This window comes from Streptomyces xantholiticus (genome assembly GCF_014651015.1).
GTDB classification, from domain to species: domain Bacteria; phylum Actinomycetota; class Actinomycetes; order Streptomycetales; family Streptomycetaceae; genus Streptomyces; species Streptomyces xantholiticus.
On the sequence record NZ_BMWB01000001.1, the window covers coordinates 861,203 to 876,939 of the forward strand.

The 15,737-nt window shown below is 70.7% G+C and carries 16 protein-coding genes and 1 pseudogene; 7 read left to right on the top strand and 10 right to left on the bottom strand.

The features are described from left to right. Positions 1 to 110 precede the first annotated feature (110 nt). From IE198_RS04055 to IE198_RS04065, 3 genes are all read right to left on the bottom strand, one after another. On the bottom strand, positions 111 to 1,931 hold the full coding sequence (locus IE198_RS04055; RefSeq protein WP_189882608.1) for a vWA domain-containing protein: 1,821 nt from the start codon (positions 1,929 to 1,931) through the stop codon (positions 111 to 113). Continuing rightward, the gene (locus IE198_RS04060; RefSeq protein ID WP_189882610.1) at positions 1,928 to 2,989 is read right to left on the bottom strand and encodes an ATP-binding protein; all 1,062 of its coding nucleotides are present in this window, start codon (positions 2,987 to 2,989) and stop codon (positions 1,928 to 1,930) included. The genes IE198_RS04055 and IE198_RS04060 overlap by 4 nt, the downstream gene beginning before the upstream one ends. A gap of 98 nt (positions 2,990 to 3,087) precedes the next feature. After that, a complete protein-coding gene (locus tag IE198_RS04065) occupies positions 3,088 to 3,540 on the bottom strand; it encodes an ATP-binding protein (RefSeq protein ID WP_189882612.1) in 453 nt (150 codons plus the stop codon). 163 nt (positions 3,541 to 3,703) lie between these two features. On the opposite strand from IE198_RS04065, the gene IE198_RS04070 reads away from it, so the two are divergent. Together IE198_RS04070 and IE198_RS04075 are read left to right on the top strand one after the other, a co-directional pair. Then, positions 3,704 to 4,540, top strand: a complete 837-nt coding sequence (locus tag IE198_RS04070) for a helix-turn-helix domain-containing protein (RefSeq protein WP_189882614.1) — start codon at positions 3,704 to 3,706, stop codon at positions 4,538 to 4,540. Then, positions 4,537 to 4,791, top strand: a complete 255-nt coding sequence (locus IE198_RS04075; protein ID WP_189882616.1) for a DUF397 domain-containing protein — start codon at positions 4,537 to 4,539, stop codon at positions 4,789 to 4,791. Before IE198_RS04070 ends, IE198_RS04075 begins: the two co-directional genes overlap by 4 nt. A 62-nt stretch (positions 4,792 to 4,853) precedes the next feature. On the opposite strand, the gene IE198_RS04080 is transcribed toward IE198_RS04075, so the two are convergent. Continuing rightward, complete coding sequence (locus tag IE198_RS04080) at positions 4,854 to 6,197, bottom strand: lipase family protein (protein ID WP_189882618.1); 1,344 nt, start codon at positions 6,195 to 6,197, stop codon at positions 4,854 to 4,856. Between the two features lie 161 nt (positions 6,198 to 6,358). Here IE198_RS04080 and IE198_RS04085 point away from each other — a divergent pair, with 161 nt between their 5' ends. Next, the gene (locus tag IE198_RS04085; protein WP_189882620.1) at positions 6,359 to 7,588 is read left to right on the top strand and encodes an NADAR family protein; all 1,230 of its coding nucleotides are present in this window, start codon (positions 6,359 to 6,361) and stop codon (positions 7,586 to 7,588) included. A gap of 161 nt (positions 7,589 to 7,749) precedes the next feature. Further along, a pseudogene (locus tag IE198_RS34950) lies at positions 7,750 to 8,144 on the top strand (DUF6924 domain-containing protein). A gap of 21 nt (positions 8,145 to 8,165) precedes the next feature. On the opposite strand, the gene IE198_RS04095 reads toward IE198_RS34950, so the two are convergent. From IE198_RS04095 to IE198_RS04110, 4 genes are all read right to left on the bottom strand, one after another. Next, entirely contained in the window at positions 8,166 to 8,438 is a 273-nt protein-coding gene (locus IE198_RS04095) for an RpnC/YadD family protein (RefSeq protein WP_189882622.1), read from the bottom strand. A gap of 445 nt (positions 8,439 to 8,883) precedes the next feature. Continuing rightward, a complete protein-coding gene (locus IE198_RS04100; RefSeq protein ID WP_189882624.1) occupies positions 8,884 to 9,486 on the bottom strand; it encodes an HIT family protein in 603 nt (200 codons plus the stop codon). Between the two features lie 36 nt (positions 9,487 to 9,522). Then, positions 9,523 to 10,362, bottom strand: coding sequence for an ABC transporter permease (locus IE198_RS04105; protein ID WP_189882626.1), 840 nt, complete (start codon positions 10,360 to 10,362; stop codon positions 9,523 to 9,525). After that, positions 10,359 to 11,267, bottom strand: coding sequence for an ABC transporter ATP-binding protein (locus tag IE198_RS04110; protein ID WP_189882628.1), 909 nt, complete (start codon positions 11,265 to 11,267; stop codon positions 10,359 to 10,361). The genes IE198_RS04105 and IE198_RS04110 overlap by 4 nt, the downstream gene beginning before the upstream one ends. A 133-nt stretch (positions 11,268 to 11,400) precedes the next feature. On the opposite strand from IE198_RS04110, the gene IE198_RS04115 reads away from it, so the two are divergent. The 3 genes from IE198_RS04115 (at position 11,401) to IE198_RS04125 (ending at position 13,848) form a co-directional block, all read left to right on the top strand. Next, a complete protein-coding gene (locus IE198_RS04115) occupies positions 11,401 to 12,633 on the top strand; it encodes a sensor histidine kinase (RefSeq protein ID WP_189882630.1) in 1,233 nt (410 codons plus the stop codon). Continuing rightward, a complete protein-coding gene (locus tag IE198_RS04120; RefSeq protein ID WP_189882632.1) occupies positions 12,630 to 13,286 on the top strand; it encodes a response regulator in 657 nt (218 codons plus the stop codon). Before IE198_RS04115 ends, IE198_RS04120 begins: the two co-directional genes overlap by 4 nt. Positions 13,287 to 13,350: 64 nt before the next feature. Then, complete coding sequence (locus IE198_RS04125) at positions 13,351 to 13,848, top strand: peptidylprolyl isomerase (protein ID WP_189882634.1); 498 nt, start codon at positions 13,351 to 13,353, stop codon at positions 13,846 to 13,848. Between the two features lie 59 nt (positions 13,849 to 13,907). Here the strand turns inward: IE198_RS04125 and msrB are convergent, their stop codons facing one another. Next, on the bottom strand, positions 13,908 to 14,315 hold the full coding sequence (msrB, locus tag IE198_RS04130) for a peptide-methionine (R)-S-oxide reductase MsrB (RefSeq protein ID WP_189882636.1): 408 nt from the start codon (positions 14,313 to 14,315) through the stop codon (positions 13,908 to 13,910). A 13-nt stretch (positions 14,316 to 14,328) separates the two neighbouring features. Beyond that, the gene (gene murC, locus IE198_RS04135; RefSeq protein ID WP_189882638.1) at positions 14,329 to 15,735 is read right to left on the bottom strand and encodes a UDP-N-acetylmuramate--L-alanine ligase; all 1,407 of its coding nucleotides are present in this window, start codon (positions 15,733 to 15,735) and stop codon (positions 14,329 to 14,331) included. Positions 15,736 to 15,737 lie beyond the last annotated feature (2 nt).

The following is a 15,737-nucleotide window of genomic DNA, read 5'->3' on the forward strand; positions in this document are numbered from 1 at the left end:
GCGTCCGCTGCGCCTGCCACCGCCCCGTCGCCTTCGAGCCGTCGTCTTCGAGCCGGCGGCCCGGCCTTGTGACGTTCGAGACGACGCGCGAGCTGGGGACGACGACGGCGTCAGGTCAGCCGGAAGACGGGGCCGCGGGGTGTGAACGGCAGGGCTGCGCCCTGGGGGATCAGGAAGGCGTGCTCGCGTCGGATGCGCAGGATGTCGCACCATCCGTCGGTGATGACGAGGACCGGGGCGGTGGGCGGAAAGTCGTCGGCCCGGTGCAACAGGTCGATCCCCGGCTGCAGTTCGGTTCCGCCGCGTCCGCGCACACGTACCCGCCCGGCGATTTCGGTCGGGGGCAGATAGCCCGCGTCGTACGCCGCCGCGTCGCAGAACACGACCCGCGCGGCGGGTACGTCGCGGGCCTCGGCGTACGAGGCGATGGCGCCCAGCGCTTTGCCGAGCAGGGCACTGTTCATCGAGCCCGACGTGTCCAGCACGACGCCGAAGGTGCAGCGGGGCGTCTCCTCGGGAGGGAAGTACCGGCCCGCGCGCGGGATGTCCGGCGTGGAGGCCTGCCGGCGCGCCGGGCGCGCGTAGGAGCGTACGGGCTCGGGCCGGGGCACGTACTCGTCGAACCAGCGGGCGAGCCGCGCGTCCCACGGCACGGGCGGGTGGGCGAGCGCCCGGATCTCCTGGACCAGCCCGGCGGGCAGCAGACCGCGCTCACCGTACCGGTGCAGGTCGAAGCCGTGGACCAGACCGCGCCGGTAGAAGTCGTCCAGGTCGATGTACGGGCGGGCCGCCGTGTGGGGCAGCGGCTCGCCGAGGATGTCGCCCGAGCCCTTGCCGCGCAGGGTCGCGAAACGCCGCCGGCGGCGCAGGTCCGTGGCGATGCGGTCGTACACCTCCTCGACGGACAGGTCCTTCAACTCCGGGTCGTACAGCAGCCCTTCGGGCATGTCGCCGACGTGCATGCGTACGAGCCAGTCGTTCACCACGTAGTCGGCGGCGACGTTGAACAGGTACGGGTCGCGGGCGCCGCAGCGCTCGCCGTGGCGCAGAGCGGCGTGCAGCATCTCGTGGGCGAGGATGAAGCGCCATTCCTCGTCGGTGAAGGTGCGCAGCGGATTGATGTAGATCTCGCCGGCGGTGGAGCTCACGGCGGCGATCGAGATGCCCTGCGCCCGGGCCAGCTCGGCGTCGGCCACGATGCTGAGGCCGGCGGCGAGTCCGCCGAGCAGCGGGTACGAGGAGACGAACCAGTTCAGCGCTCGGTGCCAGGGCCGCTGCGGCACGCGTTCGCCGGTGACCCGGTCGCGGCGACCGCCCGCCACGTCCATGGCGGCGGACACGCTTCGGGTGAGGGCGTGCGCGAAGGCCGTCTCCCAGTCGGGGACGGTGCCGTTCCACTCCCCCCATGCCGTCAGCACCTGGTCGGCATGTTCGCCCGCTGTACCGCAGTGCTCGTACGCGGCGGGAATGCCGTCGCGCCGCCAGCGCGCGGCGAGTTGCTCCTCGTCTCCGCCCGGATATGTCTCGGGGAGGTGGCCCGGAGGGCTGCCGACCGGGAAGGTGAGCAGGAAGCGGTTGACGACCGTGCAGCGGGCCGCGAGGTCGAACCGGTCGGGCTGCTCGCGCCGTCTGTCCTTGGCCGCCGGCACATGGCCGAAGCCCAGATGCAGCAGGCAGTGGGCGAGCGTCCAGGCCCATTGGGCCGGCTCCGCCCGCTTGGTGTGGTGGACGTGGACGACGCCGTTGGAGTCGACGGCCGCAAGGCCCCCGGCCGGGGTCGCGACGCACTTGGCCTGCCGGCAGAAGTCGGCCTCGACAGCGGCGAAGGCCGGGTTCCGCTTCACCAGCGCGAGTCCCGCCGCGAACGCCTCCGTGGCCGGGTCCGGCTTGCCCTTCTTCCCGCCCGTGTTCCCGCCCGCCCCGGCCTTCACCGCCGGGCCTCGACCAGCCTGGGCATGTCCCGAGCGGCCTCGACCAGGAACCAGGCGGGCAGCACCGGCCGGCCGTCGGCGTCGTCGGCGATGACGGTCTGCGCGACCTCGACGGAGATCTCGGCGAGCTGCACGAGCAGCGACTTCGCCCGGTACGCGGTCTGGCGCAGGGACGGCGAGACGTGCTCCTTCTGCCGCGGCAGTTCCTTCACGAGCCGTCCCCGGAACGCCTCCGCGAGGTAGTAGAGGAGGTCCCGGTCCTCGAGCCGGTTGGGCCAGGAGGCGTCGCCCTTGAGGATCGCCTCGATACCGAAGGTGTGGCGCACGATCTTCGCGTAGCCGCAGAAGGAGACGGCGTGCGCGGGCGTGAGCGTGCCGTGCACGACCACCTTCAGGGTCTCCTCGTCGAGGCCGGACCCGAAGGAGTGCAGGGCGTCGGAGAGCATGTGCCAGGAGCGGGGCGTGGAGAACGGCTCCTCGGTCTTGGGCGGCTGCGACCAGAGGTGGTCGGGGCGGTCGGTGAGGTAGTCCGTCACCCAGGGATGGATGCCGTGCTCCCCCGCCCACACCAGCCAGTCCGCCGCCGACGCCTGCAGATGCACATGGGTGAGCCGGTTGACCAGCGCGGAAGCGATCGGCCGCGCCAGCGCGTTGTCCGTGGCCCGGTTGCCGGCCCCGATGACGATCGACCCGGCGGGAAGCTCGTACGATCCGATCCGCCGGTCCAGGATCAGCGAGTAGAAAGCCTTCTGGACATCGGGGGTGGCGGCGTTCAGCTCGTCCAGGAAGAGGCAGTACGGCTCGTCACGGGCGATGGTCTCCGGCGGGCAGAACACCGACCGCCCGTCACGGATCTGCGGCACACCGATCAGGTCCTCGGGCGCGAGCTGCGTCCCCAGCAGACTGACGCACTCCAGACCCAGCGACTCGGCGAACCTCCGCACCAGCGACGACTTCCCGATCCCGGGTGCTCCCCACAGGAACACGGGCCGCACGGTGGCGAGCCCCAGCAGCAGTTCGGGGATCTGGGCGGGAGTCACGGTGACGGCAGCCTGCACGCGGAGGTGTTCCTTCGGGGCTCGGGAGATCGGGTCCGCCCAGTGTGGGCGGATCGAACACCTCGCCGCAGCCGAATTTCGCGTGCCCGCCGTGGCCGTCAGGGCACCGCAGGCCCGTTCAGGTCCAGTTCCACGCGCACGGTCTTCCCCACCGGCACCCGGTCGAGCACCGCCCAGCGGTCCGCCAGCGCCTCCACGAGCAGCAGCCCGCGTCCGTTGTCGGCGAGCGGACGCGGGACGGTGAGGTGCGCGGGGGGCCGGCGCTCGCCGCGCGTGTCCGAGACCTCGATGCGCAGCATGTCCGGCGTGCGCGTGAGCCGCAGTTCGACGTCCCGGCCCGGCACGCGGCCGTGCGTCACTGCGTTCGCCGCCAGCTCGGCCACGAGGAGCGCGACGGTGTCGGAGGCGTCCGAACCGTGCGGGGCGCCCCAGGCGTGGAGCTGGTGCAGGGCCAGATGCCGGGCGAGCCGCGCGCCGAGCGGAGTGGAACTGAAGCGCTGGGTGAACACACGTACGGTACCGGCCCGTTGGGGCGCCATCGGTGGTTGCATACGGCCACCGTGGCGGCCGGTGGCCGCATTCCGCCAGATCAGGAACTCGTACGCAGAGTCAGCGTACGGGTGCTCAGGGTGGACAGTACGAGTAACCCAGCGTGACCATGGGTGAGTTGCCGCAGTTGTACAGGGCCGCCGGGAAGCGCGGGAGGGGCCGCAGATGACGGAGACAGCGAGCACATCGGGCGGGGAACCCGAGGTGTCGGAGAGCCTGAAGTCGTTCGGGGAGGTCGTCAAGGCCTTCCGTAAACGGGCACGACTGACGCAGGAGGAGTTCGCGCCGCTGGTGCGGTACTCGCTCCCCACGGTGGCGTCGATCGAGCAGGGCAGGCGGTTCCCGCCGGTGGACTTCGTGGACCGGGCGGAGGAGGTGCTCGACGCGTTCGGCACGTTGAAGGGTGCCGCACGGCATCTGTCACGGAAGCCGGGCCTGGCGAGCTGGTTCCGCCACTGGGCACAGCTGGAGGCGGAGGCCGTCAGCCTGTATACGTACGAATGCCGTTTGATCCCGGGCTTGTTGCAGACCGAGGCGTATGCGTTGCGGCTGTTCCGGGACCAGCTGCCGCCGCTCGGCGACGAGCAGATCGAGGCGCAGATGACGGCCCGGAAGGAGCGGCAGCGGCTGCTGACGGAGCGGCCCAACACCGCGTACAGCTTCATCGTCGAGGAGCATCTGCTGCGCAGGCAGCTGGACGGTCAGCGCACCACACGGGAGCTGGTGGACCATCTGATCCGGCTGGCAGAGCGCCGCAACATCGAGCTCCAGCTCATGCCGGTGGTACGCGAGAGTCATGCCGGACTGGGTGGCCCCATGCGGCTCCTGGAAACCCCCGACAACCGGTGGCTGGCCTACTGCGAGGGACAGGAGAGCGGGCAGTTCATCACCGACCGCAAAGTGGTCAGCGTACTCAAGATGCGGTATGCCAGGATGCGATCGCAGGCTCTCACCCTCCCAGACTCCCTGAGCCTGCTGCGGCAGATGCGAGGAGCGGCATGAGCAGCACCACCGAACTGGCCTGGTTCAAGAGCAGCTACAGCAGCGGCTCCGGCGACTCCTGCGTCGAGGTCGCCCTGGCCTGGCACAAGTCCAGCTACAGCAGCGGCTCCGGTGACGACTGCGTCGAGGTCGCCACCTGCCCCACCACCGTCCATGTCCGCGACTCCAAGGTCACCGACGGCCCCCGGCTCGCCCTCGCGCCCACCGCCTGGACGGCCTTCGTGCGCCTCGCCTCGGCCGGCATCGCCTGAATCGGCTGTGTGCGCAGTGCAGCCCCGCGCACGGCGGGGCTGCACTGCGGCGCTCCGGCCGGTCACTTCGTGACGGTCGGCTTCTCCGGCTCCAGCGAGTTGCCCGCGGGGATCTTCCCGCAGCTCGTGGGGGCGGTCTCGCCGGCGAAGCGGTCGTCCAGCCAGGCCATCGCGCGCAGCGTCCAGTGGGGCATGGCGCCGACGTGGCTGAGCAGGCCGTACTGCTCGTACTTGATCGACTTGTTGCCGGTGGCGCAGTACTGGCGGGCCAGTGCCCGCACGTCCCCGGCGACCATGACGCCGTCACCCCTGCCGATGCCGGGCGGGTTGTTGAACGTTCCCTCGAGCCGGCCCGCGTTCCCCTGCCCGATGAACCCGGGGACGGTCGGGGTGGCGGCCTGGCCGAGGTTGACCTTGTTGACCGCCTCGGTGAAGGCCGGAATGGAGTTGGGATCCTTGTACTCCGGCTTCACCAACTGCTTCCAGGTCATCCCCGGGTAGTGGCCCAGCGCATCGAGGATCGAGCCGTACTCGAGCTCCTTGTAGACCTTGAGACCCTTCTCGCTCAGATAGGGCTTGATGTCGATGCCGTACGAGCGGGAGACGCCGATGACCGCCATCGGGATCACGCCGTTCCACACCAGGGCACCGTCGACGTACTTCAGATTGTGCGCCGGGGCGACGAGCAGCCCTCCCTCGGCGAAGCCGACCAGCTGCCTGTTCACCTCGGGCGCGTACTCGGGGGCCAGGGCAGCCGCCCAGTTGGTGGCGATCGACCCGCCGGAATAGCCGAACAGACCGAACCTGGTGGCGCCGTGCAGGCCGGTCTCCGCGGCGCGGGTGCTCGCCCGGATCGAGTCCAGCGTGTACGTCCCGTACCCCGGGCCGGCCGCGAAGTCGGCGCTCTGGCCCTCGGTGTCCGGGATGACGAGGTCATAACCCTTGCCCAGCAGCGGCGCCATGACGAGGGCCTCGGCGTTGGCGATGAGGCCGCCGAGGGAGACGTCACCGGCGATGGCCCGGGAGGGGCCGTCCTCCGGGTCGAGGGAGTCGTAGAACGACTGGTACGACACGGCCTTGCTGCCGTCGCTCTTGTGGCTGCGGACCACCGTGGTCACGTTGGCCGAGGGCCGGCCCTGGGCGTCGGTCGAGCGGTAGAGCAGCTGGATGGCCTTCACCGGCGTCGGAATGCCGAGGATGTGGTAGTCCAGCGTGCGCTTCTTCAGTACGTCACCCGGCTTGTACGAGGACAGCGGCTTGCTGCCGTCGTAGCGGTAGAACGGGTCGGACGCCCTGGTGTCGGTCTGTGTGCCGGCAGTGGGTGCGGCCGTCGCTGCCGGTGCCGTGCCGACGGTGAGGGCGGTGACGACAGCGGTGGCCAACAGGCCGGCGGCTCTCCGGTTCATGACTCCCCCGTGCGTGAAGTAGGACACATGTTCTTACTCTCCGGTAAGTTACCGGAAGTAAATTCCGCTGTACATAGACGCGTTGACGAATGTTCAGCTCTCGCGGGGGTGCATGGTCGAGCACCTGACCGGGTGTCGGACCCACGCGGCAGAATGGCGGGATGATCGGCAACCGGATCACCCATCGCATGGCGGACGGCGTCCGCATACCCGGCACCTGGCGGCACGCCTTCATCCGAAACGGCGGCCAGTACTTCCTCACGGACCTGTTCATCTTCGCGGACGGGATCGTCGACTGCTGGGGCTTCGTCACCCTCGACGAGTTCGAGGAGAAGCTGCGCCGAGGATGGGTGGCCACGTCGTTCCCGGAGGGGGCACGCGTGTCCGCGCACGGCCTGGCCGCCTGGAAGTTCGCCGAGCCGCACGCCTGGCTGACGCCCGAGCTGCTGCTGGCCGAAGTGCGGGACACGGTCGAGCAGTTGAACGGTCGCCCCGACTCGACGGCCCGCTGTCTGGCCGCCGTCGACGTCTTCCTCGCCGACCGGACCGAGGAGAACCGGGCCGCCGCCCGCGCCGCCTACCTCGCGATCCCCGAGACGCAGCGCCACTACGCCCTCGGTGACATGGACAACAAGGACTGGCCGCTCCAGGCGCTGATCGCCGGGCCGGGCGGCGAGCTCGAGGACTGGTCCGACGAGCCGCTCACGCAGGAGGACTACGACGACGCGATCGCCTACTTCGAGGAGCGGGCTCGGTCGGCCGCCGGGCGTTCCCCCCGCACCCCGGCGGACGGGCCCGCCACCTCATTCGCCCCGGCCGTCCACCTCTACCAGTCGTATCCGAAGGAGCGGACGGACGACCCGGGCACCGTGGGGCTGCGCAACGACTACCCGGCGCCCGTCGACATCGACGGTGTCACCTACCCGTCCGTCGCCCATGCCTACTGGGCCGTGTCGGTCACCGACAACGACATACGCGCTGCCGTCCTGGCTGCCGACACCCTGTACGCGGCGCGGCGGCTAACCGCCAAGGCCGCCCGCCGCCCCGCCTGGGAGCACGCCCGCACGGCCGTCATGACGTCCCTCCTGCGCGCCAAGTACACCCAGCATCCCGACCTGGCCGAGATCCTCCTCGCCACCGGCGACGCGACCATCGTCTACGACGACTCCGACTCGGGCTACTGGGGCAACGACACCGGCCAGGGCCGCAACTGGACGGGCCGCCTGCTCGAACTGGTCCGCTCCGAACTCCAGGCCCGGCAGGCCGGCATCGCCCTGCCCGGCCAGCGTGTCGGGGCCGGGCAGCATCGGCGATCGCCTGCGCACCCGGGGGCAGCTCACGCCTCCCGTTCCTCGAGTCACCCCGACCCGGACGGGGTGCCTCTACAGTGAGCACGGCAGATCATCACGGCAGCAGACGCGGAGACGGGAGCACCATCATGTCGGCGACGAGCGTCCCTGTACCGAAGCTGCCCGAGATCGTCGGGCCCGACGAGTTCGACGCCCTGGTCATCAGGACCGACTACGGCAGCGAGGCCGCCTGGCACGCGGTGATGGCGGATCTCGCCCAGCCGTGGGGTGACGACGGCGAGTTCGAGGCGGGGGTCCACTTCGTCGACGATCCCGTCTGGGCGAATGCCACCCCGACGAGATCCTCCCCGCGGTCCGCCGGGACGAGGACCTGAGCGTGGTGTTCCTCGCCGACGGCGTGACCATGCGGTCGGAGCACCGCGCGCTGCTGGCGCTCGACATCGACACCGAGGAAGCGGACCTCGACCCGGCCTACTACCAGGAGCTCATCGACTCTCCGCCGCCTCGCGAGTTCCGGACGGCTCCGTCCGGCGTCCATGACATCCATGCGAATCTGTCGATCGCCAACATGGACTTCGAGGAGTTCGCCGAGGCGGCGTCCGCCGACCCCGACGGCCTCTACCGGTCCTTCCGGTGAGCCACCGAGCTCTCCGCCCCCTCAGCCGTCGAGGAACAGGTCCTCCGCATCGGTGACGGTCAGGGCACGGTCCAGCCATCGGTCGAGGGTTTCCAGGTCGGCGCAGTCGGCGATGCGCTCGCGGGTACTCGCCAGCGTCGGAATCTGACGCTTCTCGAGAACGCGGAGGATCATCTGCGCCCGCGCCTCGACCCGTCCGGCCTCCAGGCCTTCTTCTCGTCCCTCTTCGACGCCCTTGAGGTAGGACTCCTCGACGATGGTGCCCCGGCCGGGAAAGAACGTTCCCCTGCTCATCAACTTCCTCCAGACAGTCCGGGCCGGGCTGTCGCCCAGGCCGATCTCCAGCAGTTCGGTGAAGTATTCGGCGGATGCGCCGTCGGCGGATCCGATCGCGGGCCTCCACGGACGAGGGCGCGGGAAACGGGACGCCCAGGATCCGGAAGACGGTCGCCCCTGCGTTCGAGCGGGCGGATCTCGGTGGCGTCCGGCGATCAGAACGCTAGAGACCACCAGCGTTTCCGGATATGCATTTGGCATATGACCACCCGTAGGTGTGACAGGCGGGTGGTCACCCTTGACCGCATCGGCCGCCGACCCGTCGGGGCCAGGCCGACCACCGGCAGCGGGGCATCCCCGAACGAGACGGAGACGACGTCCGGTTGCACGTAACAGCGACCGCCGCCGGTCCGACTCGGGGGCGAAGCCCAGGTGCCGGCCTTCGCCTCCGCCCGCTCGGGCGTCAGACGCGGGCGGTGCCCCCGTCCGTCGCCATGGCCTCGGCGATGCGGCGATTGGTGTCCTGCCAGACGTCCTTCGGCACCTTCGGCAGCACGTCGTCCCAGAGCGGCAGACATGTGCCGCGCAGCTGCATCATGCCCTCCGGCCTGGCGATCAGGAACATGTGCAGATGCGCGCCGCCGTCACCCCACTTGTTGACGTGGACCCGGGCGACGCCGCCCAATGCCCTGATCGCGCGCTCCACGCGCTGGAGCATCCCGCCGAGCTCGGCGGCGCGCTCCGGCGGCAGTTCGTGCAGGTCGTAGTGGCCGCGCGGCTGGAGCAGGACGGTCGCGGGGAGTGCGCCCGGTTCCGGGTCGGCGCCGAGCCGCCAGTGGGCGTCCGTCCACAGGAACTCGCTGTCCGGGCTGCCGCAGGCCTCGCACTCCTCGGCCCCCGCCTCGCCGTGCCGTGGAGGCTCGGGCAGCGTCGGCTCGTCCAGGACCTTGATCCGGAGGTCTCCCTCGTAGGGGAAGACCTCCCAGAACGGGATGCCCTCGGCCGGGAACGGAATCCGCTCCCCGATGGGCAACCGCCTTACGTAATCGCTCGGTTCAAGAATCATGGCCGCAGCTTCGCACACGGTCACAGCGTGCCCGGCTCACTGGTCGCGGCGGTGCACCGTCGTCACCGCCACGACCGCCGCCGCGAGCGCCCAGACCGCATAGACGGTCCACGCCCCGCCGACCGACCACGGGTAGGGGACCCCTTCCGTGGCGTACGGGATGTCGACGAGGCGCTTCCAGGCCGCGTACGGCAACGCGTGTACGAGGACGGCCGACCAATGGCGGTCGTCGCTGAGGACCAGGGGGAGCAGCAGCAGGAGCACGACACTTCCCACCACCGCGCCCGCGCCGTGCCGGATCAGCGTGCCGACTGCGGCACCGACAAGTGCGGACACGGGGGCGAAGAACGCGGAGGCGACGATCACGCGGAGAGCCCCTGGGTGGTCGAGGGCGACGCCGGCGTCCTTGGCGGACAGGATCGCCTGGGTGGAGGCGAACGACACCCCGGCGACGACCGCGCCGAAGACGGTCATGACCGCCGCGACGACACAGACCTTGGCCGCCATCACCGACCTGCGGGCGGGGACGGCCGCCAACGTGGTGCGGATGAGCCCGGTGCTGTACTCACCGGTCACGGCGAGCGCGCCGAACGCGCCGGTCGCCAGCATCATCACCGTGCCCGCATCGGTGCCGAACGCGTGCATCAGCGGGATCCCGTCGGCGATGAACCGGTCCGCGTACCCGGGGTCGTCCTGTGGCCAGTACCGGTAGTTGTCCCAGGTCTTGCCCACGTTGAACGCGAGAACCGCCAGGGCGGCGACCAGCAGGCCCCAGCCGGTGGAGCGCAGCGACCACAGCTTGAGCCACTCGGCGGCGGCGAGGTCGAGGAATCGGGCGCGGGGTTCCGCCGCGTGCGGTGCGAGCGCGGTCGTCATCGGGTCTCTCCTGCCGCGTACTCCACGCTGTCGGCGGTGAGTTCCATGAAGGCGTCCTCCAGTGATGCGGTGCGGGTGGTGATCTCGTGCAACAGGATCCGGTGGTCGAGGGCCAGTTCGCCGATGCGTTCCGCCGTCAGTCCCGTGACGGTCAGCAGGTCGCCCTCCGTACGGACGGTCGCGCCCTCGCCGGTGAGCAGGGACCCCAGCCGGTCGCCGTGCGGGGTGCGGACGGTGACGCCGGCGCCGCTCCCCCGTGCGGCGAAGTCCCTGAGGTTCTCGGCGGCGATGAGCTCGCCCCTGCCGATGACGATCAGTTCCTCGGCGGTGTGCTCCATCTCGGACATCAGATGGCTGGAGACGAACACCGTGCGCCCTTCGGCGGCCAGCCCCCGGAACAACCCGCGTACCCACTTCACGCCCTCCGGGTCGAGCCCGTTGAGCGGCTCGTCGAAGAGCAGCACCGGTGGATCGCCGAGCAACGCACCCGCGATGCCGAGCCGTTGCCGCATCCCGAGGGAGTAACCGCCGATCCGCCGGCGCGCCGCGCCGGCGAGTCCGACCTGTTCCAGGACCGTCTCGACCCGGTCGCGCGGGATGCGGTTGGACCGGGCGAGCGCCGCCAGATGGGCGGCCGCGCTGCGCCCGCCGTGCACATGGCCCGCGTCGAGCAGCGCGCCCACGTGGCGCAGACCCCTCGGCCGGGACCGGAAGGGCCGGCCGCCGACGGTAACCGTGCCGGTGGTCGGAGCGTGCAGGCCCAGCACCATCCGCAGCGTGGTGCTCTTGCCGGAACCGTTGGGGCCGAGGAACCCGGTCACCCGGCCCGGGCGCACGGTGAACGTCATGTCCTTCACGGCCGTGGTCCCGCCGTATCGCTTCGTCAGTTCGTTGACCTCGATCATGCGGCCAACGCTCCCCCGGCCGGACGGCATCCGGCATCGGGCCGGGGCGGACATTCGCGGTGGTCCGTGTCGACCGTGGTTGTACACCCCTGGTCCGATTCCGGGGCAGGCTGCCGCCGTCTACGCTCACGCCATGTCCGCGACACCGCCTTCCCCCTTGTCCGAGGGCACTTCGCCCGCGAAGCCCTGGTGGAGCGCGCCGCCCGGCGTCTGGACGGCACTGGCCTGGTGCGCGGGCCTGGTCTTCACATTCCTCATCCGGCTCCGGCTGCCCGGTGAGGAGGAACCCGCGGTGATCGCCGGGGTGGTGCTCTACCGGTGGGACGGCCTGGTGTTCCTGGCGCTGGCGACGGCCCTGGCACTGGACGGCAGCCGTCTGCTGAGCCGTCGGCCGCTCGCCGCAGTCGGCCGGCTGCTGGCCGCGGCCGTGACGGGGACGATGCCGTTGAGCGTGGGCGAGATTCCGCTGGCGCAGTTCCTGGCCGTCGACGTCGCGCTCTATTTCATCGCCGCCGCCCGGTCACGCCGCACCGGCGGCATCGCCGTCGTCATGGCGCTCGGGACGCTGGCCGGCTTTCTGGCCACGCGGTGGCTGAGCGGCTGGAACACCGGCACCTCCTCGGAGCTTGCCGTGGCGCTCACGGCCGTGGTCGCCTGGCTCATGGGTACGTCCGCGCACCAGTCGCGGGTCCATGCCGACGAGCTGCGCGAGCAGGCCACCGCGCAGGCAGTCGCCGACGAAAGGCTGCACATCGCACGGGAGTTGCACGACATGGTGGCGCACAGCATGGGCATCGTCGCCCTCCAGGCCGGTGCCGCGCGGCGCGTCATCGACACGCAGCCGGCGCGGGCGCGGGAGGCGCTGGGCGAGGTGGAGAGCACCAGCCGGGAGACGCTGGCCGGGCTGCGGCGAATGCTCGGCGCGCTCCGCGAGGCGGAGCTCGTCGACGGCGGCCTGCACCAGGGGCCGGTCCGGGCGCCGGGACTGGCGGACGTGGACCGGCTGGCGGCGTCGACGACGGCGGCAGGTGTCCGGGTCGAGGTGCGATGGCTGGGCGAACGGAGGCCCCTGCCACCGGAGATCGACCGGTCGGCCTACCGCATCGTCCAGGAGTCGGTCACCAATGTGGTGCGGCACGCGGACACCCGGGCGTGCCGGGTGACACTGGACTGCGGCGACGACGAACTGTTGATCGAGGTCGTCGACGACGGCCGGGGCCACGGGGAGAAGGCGGACACCGGGTACGGCCTCGTCGGGATGCGGGAGCGAGTGGGGCTCCTGCACGGCGAGTTCGCCGCCGGTCCGCGCGACGAGGGCGGATTCCGGGTCGCGGCGCGGCTGCCGCTCCCGGCAGGTGTGCGATGACGGTGCGGGTCGTCCTCGCCGACGACCAGCCCTTGGTCCGCGCCGCGCTCCAGATGGTGATCACCGATGCCGAGGGCATCGAGGTGGCCGGCGAGGCCGGCAACGGCGCGGAGGCGTTCGCCCTGGCCGAGGCCCTGCGCCCCGACGTGGTCGTCATGGACATCCGTATGCCCGGCACGGACGGCATCGAGGCGACCCGGCGGATCACCGAGCAGCTCGACGGTACGCATGTGATCGTCCTGACGACCTTCGACGACGACGATTACGTCTATGGCGCGCTGCGCGCCGGAGCAGCGGGTTTCCTGGTCAAGGACATGGCCCTGGACGACATTCTGGCGGCGGTACGGATCGTTGCGGCCGGCGACGGTCTCATCGCGCCTGCCGTGACCCGCCGGCTGATCCGCGACTTCGCGGCGCGTCCCCCGGGCACCGGGCGGAGGCGGGAGCTCACCGGCATCACCGACCGCGAACGCGAGGTGCTGACGCTGGTGGCCGGCGGGCTGTCCAACACGGAGATCGCCCAGACGCTGTTCATCAGCGTCGCCACGGCCAAGACCTATGTGACCCGCCTGCTCTCCAAGCTCGGCGCCCGTGACCGGGTCCAGCTGGTGATCATCGCGTACGAGACGGGTCTCGTCCGCGCGTCGGGGTGAGCTCGCGGCACCGACCGGTGGGGCGGATGTGCGTCCGGGCGACCTCAGATGTCAGGATGAAGCAATGAGTAACAACGTGTTCTTCGACATCACCATCGACGACGAGCCCGCGGGCCGGGTCGTCTTCGCGCTCTTCGACGACGTGGTCCCCAAGACCGCCAAGAACTTCCGCGAACTCGCCACGGGCGAGCACGGCTACGGCTACGAGGGCTCTTCCTTCCACCGCGTCATCCCCGACTTCATGCTCCAGGGCGGCGACTTCACCCGCGGCAACGGCACGGGGGGCCGCAGCATCTACGGGGAGAAGTTCGCCGACGAGAACTTCCAGATCAAGCACACCAAGCCGGGCCAGCTCTCCATGGCCAACGCCGGGCCGAACACCAACGGTTCGCAGTTCTTCATCACGACGATCGTCACCGACTGGCTCGACAACAAGCACGTCGTCTTCGGTGAGGTCGTCGAGGGCATGGACGTCGTGAGGAAGGTCGAGGGCCTGGGCTCCCGCTCCGGTGCCACCAAGGCGAAGATCACCATCGCCAAGTCGGGCGTCGTCGAGGGCTGACCCCGCCGCGTACGCATCAGGGCCCGTCGGCGCGTGCCGACGGGCCCTGTGCGGTCAGGTCATGACTCGTCCGGCTCCAGACGCAGCGAGATCGAGTTGATGCAGTACCGCTGGTCGGTCGGGGTGGGATAGCCCTCGCCCTCGAAGACATGGCCGAGGTGGGAGCCGCAGCGCGCGCAGCGCACTTCGGTGCGGACCATGCCGTGGGAGGTGTCCGCGACCAGTTCGACGGCGTCCGTGTCCTTCGGGTCGTAGAAGGACGGCCAGCCGCAGTGGGACTCGAACTTGGTGTCGGAGCGGAACAGCTCGGCCCCGCACGCCCGGCACGAGTAGGTGCCGGTCGTCCTGGTGTCCGTGTACTCGCCGACGAAGGCGGGCTCGGTGCCGGCCTCGCGCAGGACCGCGTACTCAGCCGGGGTCAGCTCCGCCCGCCACTGCTCGTCCGGCTTCTCCACGTCGTACGCCATCGGTGCGCCTCCTTCAGTTCGACAGGCGGGCCAGGATGTCCGGGCCGAGGTCCGTGACGTCGCCCGCGCCCATCGTGAGAACGAGATCTCCGGGCTTCGCCATTCCCGCGATCACGTCCGGCACAGCCGTTTTGTCGTGCACGGCCGTGACCTCGGCACCGGCGGCCTCGGCCGCGTCGATGATCAGGTCGCTGCTGATGCCGGGGATCGGGTCCTCGCGGGCCGGGTAGATGTCGAGGACGACCGAGGCGTCGGCGAGGGCCAGGGCATGGCCCATCTCGGTGCCCAGCTCCTGGGTGCGGGAGAAGAGGTGGGGCTGGAAGACGACCAGCAGCCGGGAGCCCTCGGCGGCACCGCGCATGGCCTCCAGGTCGGCGGTCATCTCGGTCGGGTGGTGGGCGTAGGAGTCGATGACCTGGACGCCCGCGGCCTCGCCCTTGAGCTGCAGGCGGCGCTTGACGCCCGTGTACGCGCCGATGGCGGAGGCCAGGTTGTGCGCGGGGATGCCGAGGGCGACACCGGCGGCGAGCGCGGCGACCGCGTTGAGGGCGTAGTGGCGACCGGGGACGGACACCGTGAAGGTCAGTAGCTTCCCCTCCAGAAGGACGGTGACCTCGCTGGTCAGACCGCGCGGGGTGATCTTGTGCACCCTGAGGTCGGCCGCCTGCGACTCGCCGTAGGTGACGACCTTCAGGGTGGCCAGGTCGCGGACACGTCGGGTCAGCTCGACGGCGCCCGGCTGGTCGGCGGAGACCACCAGCGTGCCCCCGGGCACGACCTTGCCGACGAAGGTCTCGAAGGACTCGTAGATCTCGTCCATCGAGGCGTAGTTGGCGTGGTGGTCCAGCTCCACGTTGAGGACGATCGCGACCTCGGGGTCGTACTTCTGGAAGCTGCGGTCGCTCTCGTCGGCCTCCGCGACGAAGATGTCGCCGTCGCCGTGGCGCGCGTTGGTGCCCGGGCCGGCCAGGTCGCCGCCGATCGCGTACGAGGGGTCGAGCCCCAGCTCGGTCAGGGCGACGGCCAGCATCGAGGTCGTCGTCGTCTTGCCGTGCGTGCCCGCGACGGCGATCGAGCGCAGCCCGGTCATCAGGGAGGCCAGCGCGTCGGAGCGGTGGACGACCGGTACGGACAGTTCGGCGGCGCGCACGAGCTCCGGGTTGTCGGCGCGGATGGCGCTGGAGACGACGACGCTGGTGGAGTCCTGGGCCAGGTGCTCGGCCGCGTGCCCGATGTGCACCGTGGCCCCGAGGCCGCGCAGGGACTCCGCGGTCGCCGAGTCCCTGGCATCGCTGCCCGCCACCTTCGCCCCGCGCTGGGCGAGGATCTTCGCGATGCCCGACATACCGGCTCCGCCGATGCCGATGAAGTGCGGGCGCTCCATCGCGCCGGGAACGGCGGCAGGGACGGCGGGTGCCATGG

Excerpts from the sequence above, each read along its gene's own strand:
- IE198_RS04065 (WP_189882612.1), bottom strand. The coding sequence starts at position 3,540 with ATGCAACCACCGATGGCGCCCCAACGGGCCGGTACCGTACGTGTGTTC.
- IE198_RS04070 (WP_189882614.1), top strand. The coding sequence starts at position 3,704 with ATGACGGAGACAGCGAGCACATCGGGCGGGGAACCCGAGGTGTCGGAG.
- IE198_RS04075 (WP_189882616.1), top strand. The coding sequence starts at position 4,537 with ATGAGCAGCACCACCGAACTGGCCTGGTTCAAGAGCAGCTACAGCAGC.
- IE198_RS04080 (WP_189882618.1), bottom strand. The coding sequence starts at position 6,197 with ATGAACCGGAGAGCCGCCGGCCTGTTGGCCACCGCTGTCGTCACCGCC.
- IE198_RS04085 (WP_189882620.1), top strand. The coding sequence starts at position 6,359 with ATGATCGGCAACCGGATCACCCATCGCATGGCGGACGGCGTCCGCATA.
- IE198_RS04095 (WP_189882622.1), bottom strand. The coding sequence starts at position 8,438 with ATGAGCAGGGGAACGTTCTTTCCCGGCCGGGGCACCATCGTCGAGGAG.
- IE198_RS04100 (WP_189882624.1), bottom strand. The coding sequence starts at position 9,486 with ATGATTCTTGAACCGAGCGATTACGTAAGGCGGTTGCCCATCGGGGAG.
- IE198_RS04105 (WP_189882626.1), bottom strand. The coding sequence starts at position 10,362 with ATGACGACCGCGCTCGCACCGCACGCGGCGGAACCCCGCGCCCGATTC.
- IE198_RS04110 (WP_189882628.1), bottom strand. The coding sequence starts at position 11,267 with ATGATCGAGGTCAACGAACTGACGAAGCGATACGGCGGGACCACGGCC.
- IE198_RS04115 (WP_189882630.1), top strand. The coding sequence starts at position 11,401 with ATGTCCGCGACACCGCCTTCCCCCTTGTCCGAGGGCACTTCGCCCGCG.
- IE198_RS04120 (WP_189882632.1), top strand. The coding sequence starts at position 12,630 with ATGACGGTGCGGGTCGTCCTCGCCGACGACCAGCCCTTGGTCCGCGCC.
- IE198_RS04125 (WP_189882634.1), top strand. The coding sequence starts at position 13,351 with ATGAGTAACAACGTGTTCTTCGACATCACCATCGACGACGAGCCCGCG.
- msrB (WP_189882636.1), bottom strand. The coding sequence starts at position 14,315 with ATGGCGTACGACGTGGAGAAGCCGGACGAGCAGTGGCGGGCGGAGCTG.
- murC (WP_189882638.1), bottom strand. The coding sequence starts at position 15,735 with ATGGCACCCGCCGTCCCTGCCGCCGTTCCCGGCGCGATGGAGCGCCCG.